This is a genomic window from Moorena producens 3L (assembly GCF_000211815.1).
Lineage (GTDB): Bacteria > Cyanobacteriota > Cyanobacteriia > Cyanobacteriales > Coleofasciculaceae > Moorena > Moorena producens.
Genome location: NZ_GL890833.1, coordinates 33,171 through 54,324, shown reverse-complemented (window position 1 = coordinate 54,324; position 21,154 = coordinate 33,171). Strand labels below are relative to the sequence as shown.

Annotated in this window: 13 protein-coding genes and 1 tRNA gene; 4 read left to right on the top strand and 10 right to left on the bottom strand. The window is 45.6% G+C overall.

Features of this window, described 5'->3' with window-relative positions; all coding sequences use genetic code 11:
* Positions 1-191 precede the first annotated feature (191 nt).
* The 6 genes from LYNGBM3L_RS34680 to LYNGBM3L_RS06095 form a co-directional block, all read right to left on the bottom strand.
* On the bottom strand, positions 192-5,027 hold the full coding sequence (locus LYNGBM3L_RS34680; protein WP_008180335.1) for an eIF2A-related protein: 4,836 nt from the start codon (positions 5,025-5,027) through the stop codon (positions 192-194).
* Between the two features lie 208 nt (positions 5,028-5,235).
* A complete protein-coding gene (locus LYNGBM3L_RS34675; protein WP_008180333.1) occupies positions 5,236-7,296 on the bottom strand; it encodes an AAA-like domain-containing protein in 2,061 nt (686 codons plus the stop codon).
* A gap of 340 nt (positions 7,297-7,636) precedes the next feature.
* Positions 7,637-7,765, bottom strand: a complete 129-nt coding sequence (locus LYNGBM3L_RS48415; RefSeq protein ID WP_267871992.1) for a hypothetical protein — start codon at positions 7,763-7,765, stop codon at positions 7,637-7,639.
* Positions 7,758-10,943, bottom strand: a complete 3,186-nt coding sequence (locus LYNGBM3L_RS34670; protein ID WP_008180328.1) for a DUF3769 domain-containing protein — start codon at positions 10,941-10,943, stop codon at positions 7,758-7,760. The genes LYNGBM3L_RS48415 and LYNGBM3L_RS34670 overlap by 8 nt, the downstream gene beginning before the upstream one ends.
* Positions 10,944-11,205: 262 nt before the next feature.
* Entirely contained in the window at positions 11,206-11,322 is a 117-nt protein-coding gene (locus LYNGBM3L_RS35965; protein ID WP_071986807.1) for a photosystem II reaction center protein I, read from the bottom strand.
* Positions 11,323-11,716: 394 nt separating this feature from the next.
* Positions 11,717-11,788 (bottom strand) — tRNA-Thr (locus LYNGBM3L_RS06095).
* Positions 11,789-11,854: 66 nt separating this feature from the next.
* Here LYNGBM3L_RS06095 and LYNGBM3L_RS06090 point away from each other — a divergent pair.
* Complete coding sequence (locus LYNGBM3L_RS06090) at positions 11,855-12,154, top strand: DUF3493 domain-containing protein (protein ID WP_008180324.1); 300 nt, start codon at positions 11,855-11,857, stop codon at positions 12,152-12,154.
* 303 nt (positions 12,155-12,457) lie between these two features.
* Here the strand turns inward: LYNGBM3L_RS06090 and recA are convergent, their stop codons facing one another.
* On the bottom strand, positions 12,458-13,543 hold the full coding sequence (gene recA / locus LYNGBM3L_RS06085) for a recombinase RecA (RefSeq protein ID WP_008180323.1): 1,086 nt from the start codon (positions 13,541-13,543) through the stop codon (positions 12,458-12,460).
* Positions 13,544-14,307: 764 nt separating this feature from the next.
* Between recA and xseA the strand changes: the two genes are divergently transcribed.
* Positions 14,308-15,543, top strand: a complete 1,236-nt coding sequence (xseA, locus tag LYNGBM3L_RS06080) for an exodeoxyribonuclease VII large subunit (protein ID WP_008180322.1) — start codon at positions 14,308-14,310, stop codon at positions 15,541-15,543.
* Between the two features lie 17 nt (positions 15,544-15,560).
* Here xseA and LYNGBM3L_RS06075 read toward each other — a convergent pair whose 3' ends face one another.
* From LYNGBM3L_RS06075 to LYNGBM3L_RS06065, 3 genes are all read right to left on the bottom strand, one after another.
* Complete coding sequence (locus LYNGBM3L_RS06075; protein ID WP_008180321.1) at positions 15,561-16,841, bottom strand: aspartate aminotransferase family protein; 1,281 nt, start codon at positions 16,839-16,841, stop codon at positions 15,561-15,563.
* A gap of 73 nt (positions 16,842-16,914) precedes the next feature.
* Positions 16,915-17,562 carry a response regulator transcription factor gene (locus tag LYNGBM3L_RS06070; RefSeq protein WP_008180320.1) on the bottom strand — a complete coding sequence of 216 codons (648 nt, stop codon included), beginning with the start codon at positions 17,560-17,562 and terminating at the stop codon, positions 16,915-16,917.
* 263 nt (positions 17,563-17,825) lie between these two features.
* Positions 17,826-18,377 (bottom strand): (2Fe-2S) ferredoxin domain-containing protein, encoded by a 552-nt coding sequence (locus LYNGBM3L_RS06065; protein WP_008180319.1) that lies wholly within the window; start codon positions 18,375-18,377, stop codon positions 17,826-17,828.
* Positions 18,378-19,009: 632 nt separating this feature from the next.
* Here LYNGBM3L_RS06065 and groES point away from each other — a divergent pair.
* Positions 19,010-19,321, top strand: coding sequence for a co-chaperone GroES (gene groES / locus LYNGBM3L_RS06060; RefSeq protein WP_008180318.1), 312 nt, complete (start codon positions 19,010-19,012; stop codon positions 19,319-19,321).
* 103 nt (positions 19,322-19,424) lie between these two features.
* Complete coding sequence (gene groL / locus LYNGBM3L_RS06055; protein ID WP_008180317.1) at positions 19,425-21,056, top strand: chaperonin GroEL; 1,632 nt, start codon at positions 19,425-19,427, stop codon at positions 21,054-21,056.
* The last annotated feature ends 98 nt before the right edge of the window (positions 21,057-21,154 follow it).

Sequence of the window (21,154 nt, the reverse complement as noted above, 5' to 3'; positions counted from 1 at the left end):
ATCGGGAGTCGGGAATCGGGAGTCGGGAATCGGGAATCGGGAATCGGGAATCGGGAATCGGGAATCGGGAATCGGGAGTCAGAAATGTTGTGGAACAGGCATCTTGCCTGTTTCTCTTACAGGGTTTTTCATAACTATAAGATACACAGGATTTTTTCCCTCTTGCCTATTGCCTCTTACCTTCCCTACCCTTACTCCCAACGTAAACTCTTCAACACCTCTTCCGTAAAAGGATTCTTACCAGCCCGAAGCTCATCTATCCATTTTTGCCGTTGTTCTTTCGACTCATCATGATCGCTCCAGTCTACATATGCCTGAAAATCTGATATCGCTCCTGCGGTATCTCCAGTCAGGGCCCTAGCCAAACCACGACTATCCAGAATACCTCCATTTTCAGGATCTTTTGCTACTGCTTTTTCACAAGCATCAATCACCTCAGCAGCATATCCATGGAGACTACCAAACCAACAGATTGAGTTCCAATCATAAGCAGAAATTTCTAGGTTTGGATCTAGTTTTTGTGCTTGTTTGTAGAGAGATAGGGCTTTGGTTAATTGACCCTTTCGAGCTAACTGCTCACCTTGTTTAACTTTAGCGATCGCTCTTGCCTTTTCCTCTGGGTCGAATTCTAGGTCAGAATTCCATTCTTGGGCTTTTTTAAACTTAGCAATAGCACCATCGACATCCCCCTCTTCTGCTAACTTATCACCTTGTTCAAGTTTAGCGCGTGCTGCTAGTTGTTTGGCTTTTTTCTCTGGGTCGAATTCTAGGTCAGAATTCCATTCTTGGGCTTCTTTAAACTTAGCAATAGCACCCTCGACATCCCCTTCTTTTGCTAACTTCTCACCTTGCTTAACAAGACCGGGAGCTACTGCTACTTTGTCCACTGAATCTTGACATGTAGTTAAGCTTTCTAAAGCTTCAAAATTCTCCACAAAGTAATCTTCAAGCAACTTACAGCCCCTAACCAGCATCTGACCTAAATCCTCCACTGGCCAGAGTCTGACCGTATTGTCCTTTGATGCTGTAGCCAGGGTTTTACCATCGGGGCTAAAGCTTACACTATTGTTTACCAAGGATTGATGTCCTTTAAACAAAGCTAATGGATTGCCCTGTAAATCCCAGAGTCTGACCGTTTTGTCCACTGATGCCGTAGCCAGCATCTGACCATTAGGGCTAAAACTTACACTATTTACCCGGTCTTGATGTCCTTGAAACAGAGCTAATTGATTTCCTTCTAAATCCCAGAGTCTGACCGTTTTGTCCCATGATGCCGTAGCCAGCATCTGACCATCGGGGCTAAAACTTACTACTACATTAGTTAGCGGACCTTGATGTCCTTGAAACAGAGCTAATTGCTTTCCCTGTAAATCCCAGACTCTGACCATGTTGTCTCCTGATACTGTAGCCAGGGTTTTACCATTGGGGCTAAAACTTACTAAATTAGTTAGCGGACCTTGATGTCCTTGATGTCCTTGAAACAGTGCTAATTGCTTTCCCTGTAAATCCCAGACTCTGAAAGTATTGTCCGATGATGCCGTAGCCAGGGTTTTACCATCTCGGCTAAAACTTACACTACTTACCGAGGATTGATGTCCTCTCAACACAGCTAATGGATTGCCCTGTAAATCCCAGAGTCTGACCGTTTTGTCCTCTGATGCCGTAGCTAGGGTTTTACCATCTCGGCTAAACCTTACACTCGTTACCGAGGATTGATGTCCTCTCAACACAGCTAATGGATTGCCCTGTAAATCCCAGAGTCTGACCGTTTTGTCCTCTGATGCCGTAGCTAGGGTTTTACCATCTCGGCTAAACCTTACACTCGTTACCGAGGATTGATGTCCTCTCAACACAGCTAATGGATTGCCCTGTAAATCCCAGAGTCTGACCGTTTTGTCCCATGATGCCGTAGCCAGGGTTTTACCATCTCGGCTAAACCTTACACTCGTTACCAAGCCTTGATGTCCTTGAAACAGAGCTAATTGATTGCTCTGTAAATCCCAGAGTCTGACCGTTTTGTCTGCTGATGCTGTAGCCAGGGTTTTACCATCTCGGCTAAAGCTTACACTTAATACCCAGTCTTGATGTCCTTTCAACAGTGCTAATAGATTCCCCTGTAAATCCCAGACTCTGAGAGTGTCCCATGATGCTGTAGCCAGGGTTTTACCATCTCGGCTGAAACTTACACTAGTTACCAAGCTTTGATGTCCTTGAAACAGAGCTAATTGATTGCCTTGTAAATCCCAGAGTCTGACCGTTTTGTCCTCTGATGCCGTAGCCAGGGTTTTACCGTCGGGGCTAAAACTTACACTTCTTACCCAGTCTTGATGTCCTTGAAACACAGCTAATGGATTGCCCTGTAAATCCCAGAGTTTGACCGTTTTGTCCTCTGATGCCGTAGCCAGGGTTTTACCGTCGGGGCTAAAACTTACACTATTTACCGAGGATTGATGTCCTTGAAACACAGCTAATGGATTGCCCTGTAAATCCCAGAGTTTGACCGTTTTGTCCTCTGATGCCGTAGCCAGGGTTTTACCGTCGGGGCTAAAACTTACACTATTTACCGAGGATTGATGTCCTTGAAACAGTGCTAATGGATTTCCTTGTAAATCCCAGAGTCTAGCAGTATTGTCATATGATGCCGTAGCCAGCATGTAACCATCGGGGCTAAAACTTACACTTCTTACCCAGTCTTGATGTCCTTGAAACAGTGCTAATGGATTGCCCTGTAAATCCCAAAGTCTGATATTACCGTCTGATGCCGTAGCCAGCATGTGACCATCGGGGCTAAAACTTACACTTTCTACCGGGCCTTGATGTCCTCGAAATAGTCTGTTTTCTTTGAATTTACTAAGACTCTGCTGTAAAGCATACAGAGGACTGATGGCAGGATAGTTATCGAAAGGGCGACCATCTTTCACGATATTATATAGTTCTTGCCCAGTCTCCATAGCTGAGTATAAAAGCTCTCGATTGCCATAGTAACCATTATCCCCTGGTAACCGCCGTAAAATACTAAGCGCTTGTTGTTCTAGTTGAGTACCTGTTTGAGCTTCCTTTGATTGTTTAAAATTCTCTCTAGCTTTGATCCCAGTTACCACAGCCACAATTAAGGACAAACCCATGAGAATAGCACCTATGCTGATGATTCGCTTTGCTTTCTTTTGAGCCTCAGTTAAGGTATCATTCGCCTTAGCTAAGATCCGACTTTCTTCTGCCAATACCCTGCGGTCTAATTCCTGACCAGCCGCCAAAAACTGATAATCCAAATCGCTCAAACTTTTACCCTTCGCCCAAGCTTGAGCATTCTGTAAAGCCACCCCCCGCAACAAACGAGCTTCATCCTGACACCCAGACTCAACCCAAGCAGTAAAGGCTTCAGAATAGGGACGCAGTCTGGCTAATTCTTGTTTAACCCAATCACGATCAAAAACACTGCCATAAATCCGGTTGTTAACCTTTAAATACCCATCCCGCTCCACCACCAACCCCGATAGCCTTAATTCCGTCTGTTCTTCACTGCCATCAGCGGCAAGACTACCCTGATCTAATACCTGCTGATACAATCCCAACAGCCTACTCGCCCGTTGCTCATTTCTGAGAATGCGATCGCGTATGGTCTTCAAGTGCTCTGGCTTATCCTGAGATACCCAATTGTCAATAATCTGGCTACGGGCGACCTGTTCAACTGAAGTTGTGTGAACTCCAGTTCCCCCAACTCCAGTTCCCCCCTTGTTAAGGGGGGTTAGGGGGGTACCCAATCCCGAAGTGCTATCGATGGATCCCCCTCCAGAAGTCCCCCCCTTGTTAAGGGGGGTTAGGGGGGTACCCAATCCCGAAGTGCTATCGATGGATCCCCCTCCAGAAGTCCCCCCCTTGTTAAGGGGGGTTAGGGGGGTACCCAATCCCGAAGTGCTATCGATGGATCCCCCTCCAGAAGTTCCCCCCTTGTTAAGGGGGGTTAGGGGGGTACCCAATCCCGAAGTGCTATCGATGGATCCCCCTCCAGAAGTCCCCCCCTTGTTAAGGGGGGTTAGGGGGGTACCCAATCCCGAAGTGCTATCGATGGATCCCCCTCCAGAAGTTCCCCCCTTGTTAAGGGGGGTTAGGGGGGTACCCAATCCCGAAGTGCTATCGATGGATCCCCCTCCAGAAGTTCCCCCCTTGTTAAGGGGGGTTAGGGGGGTACCCTCTCCAGAAGTGCTATCGATGGATCCCCCTCCCGTCCCCCTTAATAAGGGGGAAGCCAGAGCATGCTCCACCATTAACTTACACAACTTCTGGGTCAGAAACGGTTGTCCCCCCGTCCAGGTCAATATCTCACCTAACACCTGTTCAGGATTATCCACTTTCCCTACCAAACCAGGGAGCAGTGGTGTTTTCGCCTCCTCAAAGGTAAATCCAGTCAGTTCAATATCCCGACCAATATTAAACGGAGTGCGCTGTTTATCCTGAATCAAATCTGCTGGAGTTGCTACTCCCAGTAAACAAAAACTCAGGCGATTGTAGGCAGTATTTTCTGCTCGTTTGTTATAGCAACTGCGAATAAAAGCAAAGAAATCATCTTTAAACGCTACCTTAATAATACTGTCAATTTCATCTAGAAAGATAACAATACTTTCCGGAATATTTGCCAACAATACCGATTCAATAAACTTGCCAAACCCTAACAAGGGAGTGATGTGCTCTGTTTCTCTAAACCAAGCCTCTTCATCAAATTTATCTGATAGCTTAAACTCATCCACCAGCATCACTATCAAGCTTGAATACCACATCTCTATGGGGATATTCTCTTTCCCAATCATGGTAAAATCGATACAACCACAAGCTACTCCTGTTTTCTGGAGACGCTTCATAGTTTGTACCCGCAAACTCGATTTACCCATCTGTCGCGAGTTGAGCACATAACAAAATTCCCCAGCCATCAAAGCCTGAAAAATTTCGTCATCAGCTTTGCGCACAGCATAAGTTGTGGAATCTTGAGGTAAACTTCCCCCAACTTGATAGATTGTTGGTTGGTTGGTCATGGTAGGAAAGGGAGTAGGGAATAAAGAAGCTATCAGCTATCAGCTATCAGCTTATGTGCTACGCGCACGCTACTTGAGGTGCTATCAGTTTTCACTTTTCATTTTCCAACCAATGGCTAACTGCTGACTGCTGACTGCTGACTGCTGACTGCTAACGGCTGATTGCTGACTGCTGACTGCTGACTGCTGACTGCTGACTGCTCCCTAACTATAAAATCCTGTTACTAAAATACTGACGATACAAATTATATCTCGGAATACAATCATTACCGATTGCTTTGACTAATCCCAGACTTTCTAAGAGATAGGTATCCTTAGGTTCCAGACGCACAGCTTTAGTAGTTGTCAGTAATTTTTTGAAAGCTTCCAGTAAATTGGGATGGAGAATCAGATTATTTAAAAGTTCTCGCAAATGATGACGATAAATCCCTGATTCTGTCGGGGCAGTTTCTAAAAGATGCTCTATGGTCATGTTGGGATTTTTGCTAAGAGTAGAGAAAGCCAGGTTCAATAAATAAGGATGTCCGCCTACCATACCCATTAACTTTTGACCTGATTCAATGGATAAACTTAAACCATAACGCCCAGCTAAACTCTGAACTTTATCTAAGTAAAAGTCCGATAACTCTACTGCTTCTCCCACATTAAAAGGAGACTGATTGATATCCAATTCAATATAAACTTCGGTAGAATAAACTACAATCAATCGCAATTTATTCCAAAGTTGATTATTTTTCCCATCCTCATGCCACGTGCGCAACAAACCTAGAAATTCTCCAGCTACTTCTGGATAAGGAAACACTCGGTCTACTTCATCCAAACACAAAACTATAGGACTGGATAAAGACGCTAACAGATACTGCTCAAAATATCGTTGACAATTTACTTTACTATATAATCGTTTACTCCAATACTTATCCAACTGGTCTGACAATCCCAAGTTGTCACCAACTCGCACACAAAACGACTGTAAAAATACATCCAAATCATGGCAAGGTAATTGATTCAGATTCAAATAAACCGTGCCATAACCCCGAGACTTAGCATAAGTAAGAATGCGATTACTGAGTAAGGTTTTCCCCATCAGCTTGGGTGCTTTAATCCGAATTAGCGCTCCTGGTTGTAAAATCTTTTGATAACACTCAGCATCTTGAGGACGTTCTATATAAAAGTCTTCAACTTTAGCGGTTGTCTGTGGTTGAATATTGCTGTTATTTGTGCTATTATAGTTACTATTATTAGTTGGTAACTCAATACCCAGTAACGTTAAAAATTCTGGTATAGATTGAGGGCGATCGGTTGCCACCAAATTCATGCCATGGATAATGGCTCGATTTATGCGATCGCTAATCTGGGGATTAAAATAGTTTGGTGCTGGTAATACAGCTCCCTCAGCCCGCTCGTCAGCTGGTACTGGTTCATTTCCAGTTAAGAGAACATACAAGGTAGCGGCCAAAGCATAAACATCGGTGTAGGGACCTTGTTGCCCTCGGAACTGATATTGTTCCAGAGGAGAATAACCTGGAGTCACAGCACAAAGATGACTTTGGGTAACCCCAGGGACAAACCTAGTAGCAATACCCAAATCAATCAACACCGCACCAGAACCATCGTGACCCACCATGATGTTATTGGGTTTAACATCCCGATGGAGCAACCCTTGCTGATGAATGTCCCAGAGGGCGCTACCAATTTGCTGGATATAAAGCAAGGCTTTCTCTTCTGAGAGCACACCCTGCCGGTTAACTATATCCGACAAGGTTTCCCCCTCGATGTATTCCATAATTAGGCAGGGCAGTTCACCTTCTCGGATGATTTCTTCAGATAAACGGACTAGATGAGGATTCCCACGGCTACATTGGGCTAATTTTACCGCTTCATTGGCGAAAATTTTCCAATACTCTAATAAATTATCTTGGCGGAGTACATGATTAACGATAGTTTTGATAACAATGCGATCGCCTTTTTTAGTTCGGGCTAAATAGGTAATACCCAGTCCACCTTCTCCTAGTTTTGTTTCGATGGTGTACTTACCCTTTTGGAGCCGATAACCAGGGGGCCAGGTATGATTAGTTACGCCGTAGCTGTGGTTAGGTCCCTGAGTAGTTAAGGGAGGTTTGTAGGGAGAATAAGGCTCTCCCACAGAAAGAGGTATCGGTTGTGTGGTGCTGCTATGACGATTTTTAGGGGAATTAAACCAGCGTTTAATCGCATTATTTAACCGCTGCTTGAATTTCCCACAGACTGACCGATGCTTATTAGTCTTCATCTGAGATGCCCAACCTATCCAGGAGCTTAATTTGGGTAGGGTTTATCGTAAGCATTCAGCCGTCAGCTATCAGCTATCAGCTTATGGGCATTAGCTGATAGCTTACCTGAATGTTTACGGTTTCTTTTTCCACACAAATAATTCTAACGTTTCTGATAATTATCAGAGCCATTCGATTTGCTTCACCCTACTTCATACTCCTACTCCCTATGTCAGCTTAAGCGCTACGCGCACGCTACACCGAACAGCTATCAGCTTTCAGTTATCAGCTTATGGGCTACGCGCACGCTACGGAACTTTTTAATAAAACAGGTAAGGATTGGTTTAATAGTCACGAAAGTCACAGCGTCGTTCGCACAGCGTGGCCAAAGGCCAAAGCCTGTGCTAAAAAGCACCTCAAGTAGCGTGAGCTTTTAGCTGACGGCTGACGGCTGACCGCTGATGGCTGACGGCTGACCTCCCTAATCATCCTCCCAGCTGTTACTAAACGTATCAAAGGGTTCTGTGGCACCTGTCCAGTTAAAATCATTAATTCGTAAACCAACTAAACCCCGTTGTTGTACTGGATTATAGCGCAATAAAACATTGTAACTTCGACGAGAATACTCTAAAAAGAAATCAGTACTAATTTCCTCATTTGTATCTAAATTTAGGTAAGTCTGGAAACCCACTCGAAATGGACCATAGAGTTGTTGGGTAATACCAGCATTAAGGACTCGAGTATCTGCAACTCGGTCAAATAAAAATGGTGATGTATTTCCTAAGGCGACTTGACTATAGCCAATATTAAAACCGGTATAGTCAAGAAACGGTTTAGAAAAATGACCGAATTGCCCAGTTAAGCCAATGCTCCCACGGAGAAATTCTTGAGAATCACCGTTACTATAGGCACTAGCCACACCGGTAATGGATGAATTTAGTTGAACATTGGGTAAGATTGGTGCTGGTGTATAGCGCATACCTTCTTCCGCAGTTGCTGGCAATGTTTTACCTTGCCAAAGGGGTTGTGTCCAGTTTAAAGTTGCACTCCCTTGATAACGGGTCAAACTAATCCGATTGTTATCCCGAGGTGGCAGAGGTAGCAAATCTGCTCGATCGGTCTTAGCATTGATATGCTGAACACCAGCTTGATATCGAATGGTCAAACCAGTTTGCCCGATGGGAATTGTTGGTGATTCAAATATACCCCCAATACTACTCTGAACGGTTTGGAAACCCAAAGACCCATTGAAAAGGCGATCGCGATAGCTGGATTCCAAGGTCAGGCGATGAGGATATGTGTTACCAATAGTTTGTCGGAGCCGCAAACTTCCCCGAGATTCGTTTTCTAGATCATCAGGATCCAGACTAGTGAGTTCTGCGGAACCTACTAGTGTCGTGCGTGGCCCTAAGGAAGCATCCAGGTCAGCAAGCAAACCAAAGTTAGCCGGATCGATTACGCCACCACCTTCTGGATCATTGTTCTCATCTTCATCATTATCTCCAAGAATGGCTTTTTGAAGAAAGAACTGTGGTGTTAGACTAAACCTGACCGAGGGTGTTTCAACTACCTTGAAGCCACGCTGAATAAACACACCACCCCGGTCGTCATCATCATACCCAAAATCCAATAAACTCGGTTGCCGCTCACGGCGGTCAATCACAAACCGTTCACGAAATGTAGGCAAGGAAAACCCTTGATCAAACACCAGTCGAGGATTCTTGGCAATTACTTCATCTACTTCTGGGGAAATCCGCCGAAATCGAGCATTTCTGGTGCGCCACTCCAATTCTGGTGGGGAAAAGGGGTCGTTGGTAATTCTGACATTAGTAGCAACTCCTTCTAACCCATCAAACTCCACCCGGTCTGCTTCATAGCGGAATCGATTGATAGTCCCTTCGATGTCGGGAGATTCGATAGCGGTTGTGGTTGCCCCAGTTTCAGTATTGGGAATAACCCGAGCACCAAACTCAATGGCAAAGGCTCCGGGATTACTAATTCCAGCTAAGGGCTGGCTATTAATAATTCTGCGGCTGACCGGTTGAGTTGGGGTGGTTTGCCCAGAATCTGAACTTGCTCTGACAAATTCTCCCCTAGCCTTCAACACCACTCCAGTATCTTGAACAAAATAATACTCAAAGCGCTCTCCCTCTAGCACCTGGTTACCACGGGTGAGAGCCACACTCCCATCCGCGACCACAATCTTATTAGGCAAGTTTACTTGCAAACGGTCAGCTTCTAGTAAGGCATCTTGAAACCGCAAGGTAACATTACCCACTGCTGTAATCACTTGTCTAGTATCGTCATACTCCTGACGGTCTGAAGTCAATTCAAGTATGTCTGGCTCATTAGTATCGAAGGTACTTGTGGGAGCAGTAACCTCCGAATCTAACTCGGAACCAGATTGGCGTTGAGACAAGTCTTGGTCTGATTGTGGTGCAGTCTCTTCTAGGGAAGGTGGGTTAGATTGCTCAGGGATGATTAACTCAAATTCTCTAGTCTCTCCCCCCCGCTCTTGAGCTATAATACGCTTGCTCCTAGGAATTGGCAAAGGGCAATTTGGATTGATGCTCAAGGGGTCATCTGGCCTGGGTAAGGTTTCGAGAGTAGAACATCGTTTGGGGTAAGAGTTAACAGCGAAGAATCTTTCTTGATTCCCAGGCTCAGGTCTTAGCTCAGGTTTAATTTCAGGTTTAATTTCAGGTTGGCTATTAGGTTGGCTTTGGTGAATTGAAGTATTAATGTGGGATCGTCTGGTTTTGGGAAAGCCCCCTAAATCCCCCAAGTTTGGGGGACTTTGAAGATTTTGTTCCCCCCAAACTTGGGGGGCTAGGGGGGCCGCATCATACCCAGAATCAGCAACGCCTAATTTTGGAGTACTTTGAAGATTTTGTTCCCCCCAAACTTGGGGGGCTAGGGGGGCCGCATCATACCCAGAATCAGCAACGCCTAATTTTGGAGTACTTTGAAGGTTTTGTTCCCCCCAAACTTGGGGGGCTAGGGGGGCCGCATCATACCCAGAATCAGCAACGCCTAATTTTGGAGTACTTTGAAGGTTTTGTTCCCCCCAAACTTGGGGGGCTAGGGGGGCCGCATCATACCCAGAATCAGCAACGCCTAATTTTGGAGTACTTTGAAGGTTTTGTTCCCCCCAAACTTGGGGGGCTAGGGGGGCCGCATTATACCCAGAATCAGCAACCCCTGTCTCAGAAGTAACCGACGAGGAAAACCTAGGAGAAACCCTAGTCGAAAATTCCGGTTCCAGAGTTGATGGTGCTTCTGGAGTTGGACTATTGAGTAAGGAGGTTAAATCAGGATGGAGTGGTTGCTTGATTCCTGGTTTTAGAAAAGTTTGTTGCCACTGTTTTCCTTGCCCTAGTTGCCAATTGTCTTGGCTGTTTGTTATGCTTGGCAAGGTCTGGCCAACTGCTCGGGAAATTGGTAGACCTAAGCTAGCAGCGCTTTTGTCTGTGGCTAATATTGGGAAAGCCTCAATCTTGAGCTCTCCTGTTGGGTAGGGTTTGAGCAGTACCTGGTTTTGCTGTGTTTGGTACGGTGCCGAAACGGTTATTCTTTGAGATAATTCATCGAGGTGGCTAGTGGTCTGGGAAGGTTTAACGGTTTGAATAATTGCGGGTACGACCGGCGGCTGAACTGGCTGGGGCATTTTTCACTAATTGGCTGGTGTTTTACTATTCAGACCAACAATCCTTGACTCAATCCCCAAGATTGTAGTTCCAAATCGGTTATCGACAAAGACAGCCCATATTACAACTAATTAAGCATAAATACAAAACCACCCTCATCTAAGAGCGTGGTTTTGTCTAGATAATCCCGTCTTCACGAGCCGTGGCTATCTCTAGTTGAGGTCTTTGATAGACCTGACATGATAATGCGATGTTCCTTTGGAACCGCTTCGCGAACGCTATTTACTCGAAATCTTTCCGCTTAGGGTTACGAGATGGATCGTTTGACAAGAAGCCAAACACAAATAAGGCAATAAAGAAGCTAACCACTATATAAACAATGATTTTGAGTGTTGCCATGTTGAGTTCTCCCAAGAAGATATGAAATACGGAAGATGAAGTAGTACATGAGACATTGGTCTGATGGTGAAACTTCTAGAATTGGGAATCTAGATCAAAAACCATCTGATTTTGCGACACGACTAACTTCATACTTTTTTAAGATCATACCTAAAGGTGGCTCCCATTTAACCTTTAATATCCTTAAAACTGGCATAAAAGCTGGGTAAGCATTCAGCGGTCAGTGGTCAGCCGTCAGCCGTCAGCTTTGTGGCACAGGCTTCGACCCTGTGACTTTAATCGCTCGAACCTAACCCATAAGCTGATAACTAATAGCTGATAACTAATAGCTGATAACTGATAGTTTATAAATGATAACTGATTGCTGATTGCTGATTGCTGATTGCTTACCCAAAGCCGATGAGCGGATTTGAACCGCCGACCGTTCGATTACGAATCGAATGCTCTACCACTGAGCTACATCGGCACCAGTTTATTAATATAGCAAATATTACTACAGCAAATCAGTCAGGTAAGTTAGGGTAAAACATTCATGACCAACTCGAACTCAAAAAAACCTTACCCCAATCCCAAAGTCTCTGGGCAAAAAATCAATCCCGAGAAGTATGCCAGGCTAAAAGCAGAAGCCCAACATCCCTACCGAGGCTTAAGAAAGTTTATCTATATTGCCTTCGGTGCCTCTGGTTTTATCGGTGCAATGGTTTTTCTAGCCCAGTTAGCTGCTGGTAAAGCTGTAGCTACTGCCATGCCTAACTTGGCTCTGCAAATTGGTGTAGTTATGTTGATGGTTTGGCTATTTCGCTTGGAAAATAAGGCAGAACGCAAGTTATAGCAGGAAAACCATGATACTCGTCTGTAGAGCCACCAGAAACAGACCGCTTTTTGATTAGAAAGTACACTCAAGAAAAGTAAATTGTAAGCATTCAGCTATCAGGGGTCAGGGGTCAGGGGTCAGGGGTCAGGGGTCAGGGGTCAGGGGTCAGCACTCAGCTTTGTGGCACAGGCTTCCAGCCTGTGACTTCACTCAGATTAAACCAATCCTTACCTGTTTGATTCAAAAGCTGTTCCCGTAGCGTGCGCGTAGGGCATTAGCTGAATGCTGATAGCTGAATGCTGATAGCTGAATGCTGATAGATTAAGCCTCTTCTTCTCCTGCTTCAATGCTATCTGCTTCCTTGCTATCCACAGGAGCCACTGAGTTAGCTGAAACTACTGCTCCCATGTCCAGTTGTTGACGTACTTGCTGCTCAATATTCTCAGCAAACTCGGGATGTTCAACCAAATACTTAACTGTATTATCCCGACCTTGAGCAATATTGTCCCCATTGTGGCTATACCAGGCTCCCTTGCGCAGAATGACTTTGGTTTGTTCTGCTAAATCCACCAGACACCCTAAGCGGGAAATCCCTTGGCCAAAAATAATGTCAAACTCTGCAATGCGGAAAGGAGGGGCAACTTTATTTTTGGCAACTTTGACTTTGGCACGAATCCCATATTCCCCCTCGTTAGATTTTTTCAGGGTTTGAATTCGACGAATATCCAGGCGAACTGAAGCATAGAACTTAAGTGCATTACCACCCGTAGTCACCTCTGGGCTACCATAGGTGATGCCGATTTTTTGTCGTAGCTGATTGAGGAAAATAACAGTACACCCAGACTTACCAATGTTACCAGCAATCTTGCGGAGCGCTTTACTCATCAACCGCGCCTGTAAACCCACTTGGTTATCACCCATTTCCCCCTCAATTTCTGCACGGGGTACCAAAGCAGCTACAGAGTCAATAACAACAATATCCACTGCGGCAGAACGAACCAGTTGATCCACAATTTCTAGGGCTGATTCCCCTGTGTCAGGTTGAGATACTAAAAGGTTGGCGATATCAACCCCCAAAGCTGCCGAGTAGGTGGGATCAAGAGCATGTTCTGCATCAACAAACGCTGCAACTCCCCCAGATTTTTGCACTTCTGAAACGGCATGCAAGGCTAGGGTTGTCTTACCAGAGCTTTCTGGGCCATAAATTTCAATAATGCGACCTTTTGGCAGACCACCCCCCAAGGCTAAATCTAGGGTAATTGCCCCACTCCGAATGGTTTCCACTTTCATGCGGGTGGCATCACCCAAGCGCATGATGGCACCTTTACCAAAATTACGCTCAATTTGTTTTAGTACCAGGTTCAGAGCTTTTTCTTTTTCGGGACTGTTTGTGATTGGGGTAGCCATGGATGCCTCAAAAAGTTTACTGTATCGGGACTAATTAGGTAGTTTGAATTCTCCCCCTAAAGAAACATGGGGAATTGAGAGGGGATGTTGCTCAAGGAGTTAAAGACCGCCTACACGCAACCTTAAAAGTAGGATTGGACTAACACGCTTTGTGGTAGTTATTGCCACAGGAGGAGGGAAAATACCTCAACAACAGCTGTGCTGTAAATTTTAATTTTATTGAAATTAGGGGTTTTCACCGATCTGACTGATACTCTATATTAGGCCAACGGTTTGGTAAATCCCATCCCTTGTTAAGATTGGTGTTGTTCAATCCTTCTGGCTCTTAAATGCAAGGATCAGGCCAGACTATAGTTACTGATCCATTTTAACTGTTTAAGCTCCTTGAGCTCTCTGCAACACTGCTTGGTTAAGCTGGGTAGGAATGCTGAGGAGGATCAGTTACTTGAGTAAAGTATAGTACAAAAGTACTTGCTTGTAAAGAAATGATCTTAAAGGAACTAGTGGGATTTTCTCATAGGTCCGCTTTACCTTTTCCTTAGGATACGCGGGGCGCGAACGGGCGCGCACCTGTTGCTATGGGTATCAATCTTGGCATGGGCTACCCACTAGGAAATACTTTTGTTCAGGATTTAACTAAAATTGATTATATATAATCAGCAAAAGCCTTGAAAGGCCTTTGGCCACGCTACGCGATCAGTCACTAGGAAACATTCAAGAGCATGATGTGAAAAATTATTAATTTATTAACGATTACCGATACAATGGCCTCATCTACAATCAATTCCCTATTCTCAGAAGCAATTGTGTCGGTTGCTGGGTTAACCGACTATATCCAAGAGTTGTTAGAGGAAGATGACCAACTCCATAGAGTTTGGGTGATTGGAGAAGTCTCTAGTAGTAACCACCATCCAAAAGGGATGTTTTTTACCCTCCAAGACGGAGATGCCAAGGCTACGATACGGTGTGTAGCCTGGAGGAGCCAGTTAAGCAAGCTGGTGCAACTACCAGTAATAGGAGAACAGTTGATTATTTTGGGCAGCCTCCGAGTTTATCCTCAGCGGGGACAGTATCAGCTGAATGTCTGGCAAGCCTTACCGGCGGGTGAGGGGTTGCAAGCCTTGCGCTCACGCCAATTACGCCAACGATTTGAAGCCGAAGGATTATTTGACCCACAACGAAAGCGCCCCCTGCCGATTCATCCTGAAACTATTGCTGTGGTTACCTCTCCCCAAGCGGCTGCTTGGGGAGATATTAAACGTACACTACAGCAACGGTATCCTGGTTTACGAGTCTTGTTTTCACCGGCTCAGGTTCAAGGGGAACTTGCGATCGCATCAATAGTTAACGCTATTGATCGAGTCGAGCGGGATGGCAGAGCCAAACTACTGATATTAGCTCGGGGGGGTGGAGCATCAGAGGATTTAGCTTGTTTCAATGATGAACGGGTGGTGCGAGCAATTGCTCAATGCTCAATACCGGTGATCACCGGTATTGGTCATCAACGGGATGAATCCTTAGCTGACTTAGTAGCTGACTACAGTGCTCACACCCCGACAGCAGCAGCGGAACAAGCTGTACCAGAACTGATCACCCTTTATGCTGAACATCAACAGCGGCAGACTAGCCTTTATCAAGCGGTGACTCAAATCACACAGGCATCTCGCCATCAACTGCACCATCTACGAACACGATTGCGACACCTAGCTCTAGACCAACAACTACACCAGGAACAAAATGCGATGGCATTTCAGCATCAGCGATTGTTGCAAGTGACATCAAAGCGTCTGAGCCAAGGGATCCAGCACTGTCAACTTCTCAAGGAAAAACTCAATACCCTTGACCCTCAAAAAGTCCTACAACGAGGCTATGCACTAGTGCGCACCTCAGATGGAACCATTGCTTCGTCTACAGGGCATTTGGCTCCTGGAGAAGAACTACAAATTCAGTTAGGTGAGGGTCAAGTTAAAGTCAAGATTATCGAGATTGTTGATAGTTGACGGTTGACCGTTGACGGTTAAGCTAAAGCTTGTAAGGCTTGCTCTACAATAAGAGCCGCTTGGTCAACTTCCTGAGCTGACACAATTAGGGGTGGAACAAAGCGAACTACCTTTGGTCCTGCTGGTACCAACAACAAACTTCGTTCCATAACGGCTTTAACTACATCCACGGAAGTCAGATCGATATCTGATTTTAGTACAAGCCCATTAATTAGACCCCAGCCTCGCACTTCGTCAATAACTTCGGGATATTTCTGAGCGATCGCTGTTAGTCTGGTGCGCAGCTGCTCACCCCGCACCTGAACATTTTGCAAAATATTCTCCTGTTCCAAGGTTTTTCCTACAGATAGGGCGACTGCACAGACAAATGGATTACCACCAAAGGTGCTAGCGTGCTCTCCGGGTTGGAAGATATCACAGAATTTCTTAGACATCATTGCTCCAATGGGAATGCCACCAGCCAATCCCTTGGCACTGGTGAAGATATCTGGCTCTATTCCCAGATTCTGATAGCCCCAGTATTTACCAGTGCGACCCATACCCACCTGGACTTCATCCAGAATCAGCAGGATGCCAGTTTCATCACAGATCTCTCTAACTTGCTGGAAGTAGTCTAGGTCTCCTGGCCGAACACCTCCTTCTCCCTGTAATGGTTCCAGCATCACTGCTGCTACCCGGCGATTTCCCTCATCAATATCTGCGATCGCATTTTCCAATGCCTGAATATCGTTGTAGGGTACGTACTCGAACCCAGGTACCAAGGGGTCAAAGTTTTTCTGGTACTTAGGCTGGCCAGTAGCTGTGATTGTTGCCAAGGTTCGCCCATGGAAACTGGCCTGAGCGGTCAAAATCACTGGCTGTTCAATATCGAGCACAGTGTGGCCATATTTCCGTGCCAGTTTGATAGCAGCTTCATTAGCCTCCGCTCCCGAGTTACAGAAAAATACTCGTTCTGCACAAGAATGGTCAATGAGCCACTTCGCTAATGCCCCTTGCTCTGGAATGTAGTAGAGATTGGAAACATGGTTTAGCTTTTGGATTTGCTGAGTTACCGTTTCTACCACAATTGGGTGAGCATGACCTAAGGTACAGGTAGCAATCCCTGCCACAAAGTCAAGATAGTCTCGCCCGGAAGTATCCCAGACATGGCAACCGGCACCCCGCTCTAAGGCAATAGGAAAGCGTCCATAGGTTTTCATGACCCTAGCATCAAATTCAGTTAGGTCATAAGGTGCACCCCCAGCCGGAGCTGACTCTGCCGGTCGGGTGGGATTGTTAACAATAGTTTCTGGGCTCACGAGCTTAGTCCTTGTGTGATTAGTGAACGGTCAAGGTTGGCTTGCTAGGCTTTACCAATGAGCGTATGGAGCGTTATGCCATACTATTTTCAATTGCCCAACGGGCTAATTCAGTACGGTTATGGAGACCAGTTTTCCCTAGCATGTTAGACACATGACTTTCTATGGTACGCTGAGAAACATTCAGCTGCTGAGCAATCTCCCGATTTGCCATACCTCTTGCCACAAACTGGACAACCTTCCGCTCAGTAGGAGTCAAATCAACATCGTAAGGAACGTTAATTCTGGGTGCGCTGTCTGGATTAGAAACTGTGAGCTGCATCATACGAGCAGTTTGCTTGAGGCAAGATTCCACCTGTGCTACCAGTTCTTCTGGCTCAAAGGGCTTAACCATATAAATATCCGCACCCTTATTGAGTCCTTTTATTCGATCTTGGCTTTGACCCTTGGCTGAGAGAAATAGTACCGGAATGCAGCTGGTGCGAGAATCATCTCTGACCTTTTCTACCAGGGTATAGCCGTCCATTTCTGGCATCATCACGTCACAGATAATCATATCAGGAATATCCTGCTCTAAAATGTCCAGAGCTTCTTTCCCATGTTCAGCGGTCATCACCTCGTATCCCCGAAACTCTAGGTAGTCCTTGACTAGCAATATGAGGTTGGGGTCATCATCAATCAGCAGCAGTTTTTGTTGCTCTCTTACAGCATTGTCCTTCATAACTGTAACGTTTTTTATACTTTGCTTGCTTAATTTTGTTAATAGTGGTAGTACCTCTTGCCTTTTCTAATGCCTGGAAGTTACCAAGCTGCTTTAACTCTCCAACCAATAATCCTACCTCACCATAATTAGGGTTGGTAAGAATTAGGGTTGGTAAGGAAAAGACTTAACTTGAACGTTGCACCGGGAACCCTAGGCTGGCCAAGTCAGTAGATTTTAGAACCCGTTGCGTCGCCAAGGTGGGCTTCATTACAACTAGGATGTTAACCTGCTTGGGGTTGGGGAGGAGCTGCTTCCATTGCCTGGTAGTCTAAAGCAGATGGTTGAAGAGTTTCTGGCAAAGGATGAACTAAAAAAGCATAGTCTTCTAAAACTTGGTTGCCAATAATATGCTCTTGAATAATGCGTTCAATCACCTCAGGAGTAGCACTGTGATACCAAACACCGTCTGGGTAAACTACCATGACAGGACCATAGGTACAGACTCGCAGACAATTAGCCTTGGTGCGAAAAATGCAACTTGGTTGAACATCCTTGGGCTGGTCTAGTTTTAGCTCTTTAAGGCGTTTTTTGAGATATTCCCAGGATTGAAGGCTAATTTCTTTTGAGCAGCATTTCGGTTTAGTTTGATCAGCACACAGGAAAATGTGGCGCTGAATTTGATTAAGCCCTAAGCTTTTTATGTTAGCAGCTAGGGTAATTTGCTCTGATGCTTCGATAGTGGAAGTGTCAGAATTATCAGAATTATCAGAATTATCAGAATTATCAGAATTAGATGCTTGGGTAGCTTCAGGCTCAGTTTTGTCTGCTGGCATGAGTTTTAGGGCTTTTGTGTGAGGATGAGTTGAAAGTGCGAGGTCAGCTATCAGCGGTCAGTTATCAGCTATCAGCTAGCAGGGGCTTTAACTGCACGGCGTTGGATCAGTAAAACGAGCAGGGATTTTCAACCAGCCGTACCAGCACTCCCGGTGCTTGTTTACTACCGACCGTTGATTAAGTGACGGCTGATAGCACCTCAAGTAGCACCATCTGTAGCGCATTAGCTGAATGCTTAAAGGGGGAGAGTAACAACCTATCTGTTATATCTATTTGCTTGTCCTAGTTGTCAGTGGTCAGCAGTCCATTGGTTGCAGTGCTGGTTTTTTAACCAATTTCTGGGACTAATGTAAAACCTTCTAGGTGCCCTTGCCGTCGGCGAATTAAATTCGCCACGGGTCGCACCTGATGAAATAGGGACAAGCTACACCATACCGATACTGATACACAGATAATAACCCAAAGCTATCTGATCCGTGCATTTGCTATCTGTTAACCTGCTATGAGTTCGGGAACCCGTACAGAGGTATTTATTGCCATGTACTGCTGATTTTGAGTAAATTAGCACTCAGGAGCTGAGAGTGCTAAATCGGCTCAGATGAATCAGATGAAGTAGAGAGGAAAAACTGATATGGCAGCTGTAACTCTGAGTGTTTCCACCGTTAAGCCCTTAGGGGATCGAGTTTTTGTTAAGGTAAGCGCCGCTGAAGAAAAAACTGCTGGCGGTATTCTACTACCCGATAACGCTAAGGAAAAGCCTCAAGTTGGGGAAATTGTAGCCACCGGACCTGGGAAGCGCAACGATGATGGTTCTCACGCTGCTCTCGAAGTCAAAGTAGGGGACAAGGTACTTTACTCCAAGTACGCTGGTACCGATATTAAGTTAGGGAACGAAGAGTACGTTTTGTTGTCAGAAAAAGACATCTTGGCAGTCGTCAGCTAACACCTTGAAGGCAAACAAGTTGAGCCCTTAAACCCTCAACCCTTTTACCTTCAAGGCTTTTATCTTCAACCTTAATCACCGTTAGGAACTGAACTCAAAACCTATGGCTAAGCGCATTATTTACAACGAAAATGCTCGTCGCGCCCTAGAAAAGGGAATGGACACTCTGACTGAAGCTGTAGCTGTCACCCTTGGACCAAAAGGTCGCAACGTAGTGTTAGAGAAGAAGTTTGGTGCTCCTCAAATTGTTAATGATGGTGTCACCATTGCTAAAGAGATTGAACTGGAAGACCACATTGAAAACACTGGTGTTTCTCTGATTCGGCAAGCAGCTTCAAAAACCAATGATGCTGCTGGTGATGGGACTACAACCGCTACGGTACTAGCTCATGCTGTGGTCAAAGAAGGCTTGCGCAATGTTGCTGCCGGTGCAAACCCGATCGCCCTGAAGCGGGGTATTGATAAAGCTACTGCGTTTCTGGTGGACAAGATTGCTGAACATGCCCGCCCAGTAGAAGACTCTAAAGCCGTTGCCCAAGTTGGTTCTATCTCTGCGGGTAACGATGAGACCGTTGGTCAGATGATTGCTGACGCAATGGACAAAGTGGGCAAAGAGGGCGTGATTTCCCTTGAAGAAGGGAAGTCTATGACCACTGAACTAGAAATTACCGAAGGGATGCGCTTTGACAAAGGCTATATCTCTCCCTACTTTGCTACTGACACTGAGCGGATGGAAGCAGTTCTAGAAGAACCTCACCTCCTACTCACTGACAAGAAAATCACCCTGGTACAAGACCTGGTGCCAGTACTTGAGCAAGTGGCTCGTTCTGGCAAGCCGTTGCTGATTATTGCTGAAGACATTGAGAAAGAAGCCCTGGCCACCTTGGTGGTCAACCGCCTACGGGGTGTTTTGAATGTGGCAGCTGTCAAGGCTCCTGGCTTTGGCGATCGCCGTAAGGCTATGCTGGAAGACATTGCTACCCTAACTGGTGCACAAGTAATTACCGAAGATGCAGGTCTAAAGCTTGAAAACGCTAAGCTGGAAATGCTGGGTAAAGCCCGTCGTGTGACCATAACTAAGGACAACACCACTATCGTTGCTGAAGGTAACGAAAATGCAGTGAAGGGTCGTTGTGAGCAAATCCGCCGTCAGATGGACGAAACGGATTCTTCCTACGACAAAGAAAAACTGCAAGAGCGGTTAGCTAAACTGGCTGGTGGTGTCGCTGTGATTAAAGTCGGTGCTGCTACAGAAACGGAAATGAAAGACCGCAAGCTGCGTCTGGAAGATGCCATCAACGCTACCAAGGCAGCTGTGGAAGAAGGTATTGTCCCTGGTGGTGGTACAACTCTAGCTCACCTGACTCCTGACCTAGAAACTTGGGCAAACGAGAACCTGAAGGCTGAAGAACTTACCGGTGCATTGATTGTTGCTCGTGCCCTGTCTTCACCTCTGAAGCGAATTGCCCAGAACGCTGGTCAAAATGGTGCGGTGATCGCTGAGCGAGTTAAAGAAAAAGAATTTAACGTCGGCTACAATGCTTCCAATGGTGAGTTTGTAGATATGTTTGAAGCTGGAATCGTTGACCCAGCTAAGGTAACTCGTTCTGCTCTCCAAAATGCCGCTTCCATCGCAGGTATGGTGTTGACCACCGAGTGTATTGTGGTAGACAAGCCTGAGCCTAAGGAAAATACTGCTGCTGGTGCTGGTATGGGTGGCGATTTTGATTACTAAAGCCTACCGAATGAATTAAAGCACTCTAATTGGCATAAAAGATAGATACAGCTGCTTCTTCAACGAAGCAGCTGCTTTTTATTGCCGAAACAAACCCA

Coding starts and splice junctions, on each gene's coding strand:
- LYNGBM3L_RS34680 (WP_008180335.1), bottom strand. CDS start 5,027: ATGACCAACCAACCAACAATCTATCAAGTTGGGGGAAGTTTACCTCAA.
- LYNGBM3L_RS34675 (WP_008180333.1), bottom strand. CDS start 7,296: ATGAAGACTAATAAGCATCGGTCAGTCTGTGGGAAATTCAAGCAGCGG.
- LYNGBM3L_RS48415 (WP_267871992.1), bottom strand. CDS start 7,765: ATGATTAGGGAGGTCAGCCGTCAGCCATCAGCGGTCAGCCGTCAGCCG.
- LYNGBM3L_RS34670 (WP_008180328.1), bottom strand. CDS start 10,943: ATGCCCCAGCCAGTTCAGCCGCCGGTCGTACCCGCAATTATTCAAACC.
- LYNGBM3L_RS35965 (WP_071986807.1), bottom strand. CDS start 11,322: ATGGCAACACTCAAAATCATTGTTTATATAGTGGTTAGCTTCTTTATT.
- LYNGBM3L_RS06090 (WP_008180324.1), top strand. CDS start 11,855: ATGACCAACTCGAACTCAAAAAAACCTTACCCCAATCCCAAAGTCTCT.
- recA (WP_008180323.1), bottom strand. CDS start 13,543: ATGGCTACCCCAATCACAAACAGTCCCGAAAAAGAAAAAGCTCTGAAC.
- xseA (WP_008180322.1), top strand. CDS start 14,308: ATGGCCTCATCTACAATCAATTCCCTATTCTCAGAAGCAATTGTGTCG.
- LYNGBM3L_RS06070 (WP_008180320.1), bottom strand. CDS start 17,562: ATGAAGGACAATGCTGTAAGAGAGCAACAAAAACTGCTGCTGATTGAT.
- LYNGBM3L_RS06065 (WP_008180319.1), bottom strand. CDS start 18,377: ATGCCAGCAGACAAAACTGAGCCTGAAGCTACCCAAGCATCTAATTCT.
- groES (WP_008180318.1), top strand. CDS start 19,010: ATGGCAGCTGTAACTCTGAGTGTTTCCACCGTTAAGCCCTTAGGGGAT.
- groL (WP_008180317.1), top strand. CDS start 19,425: ATGGCTAAGCGCATTATTTACAACGAAAATGCTCGTCGCGCCCTAGAA.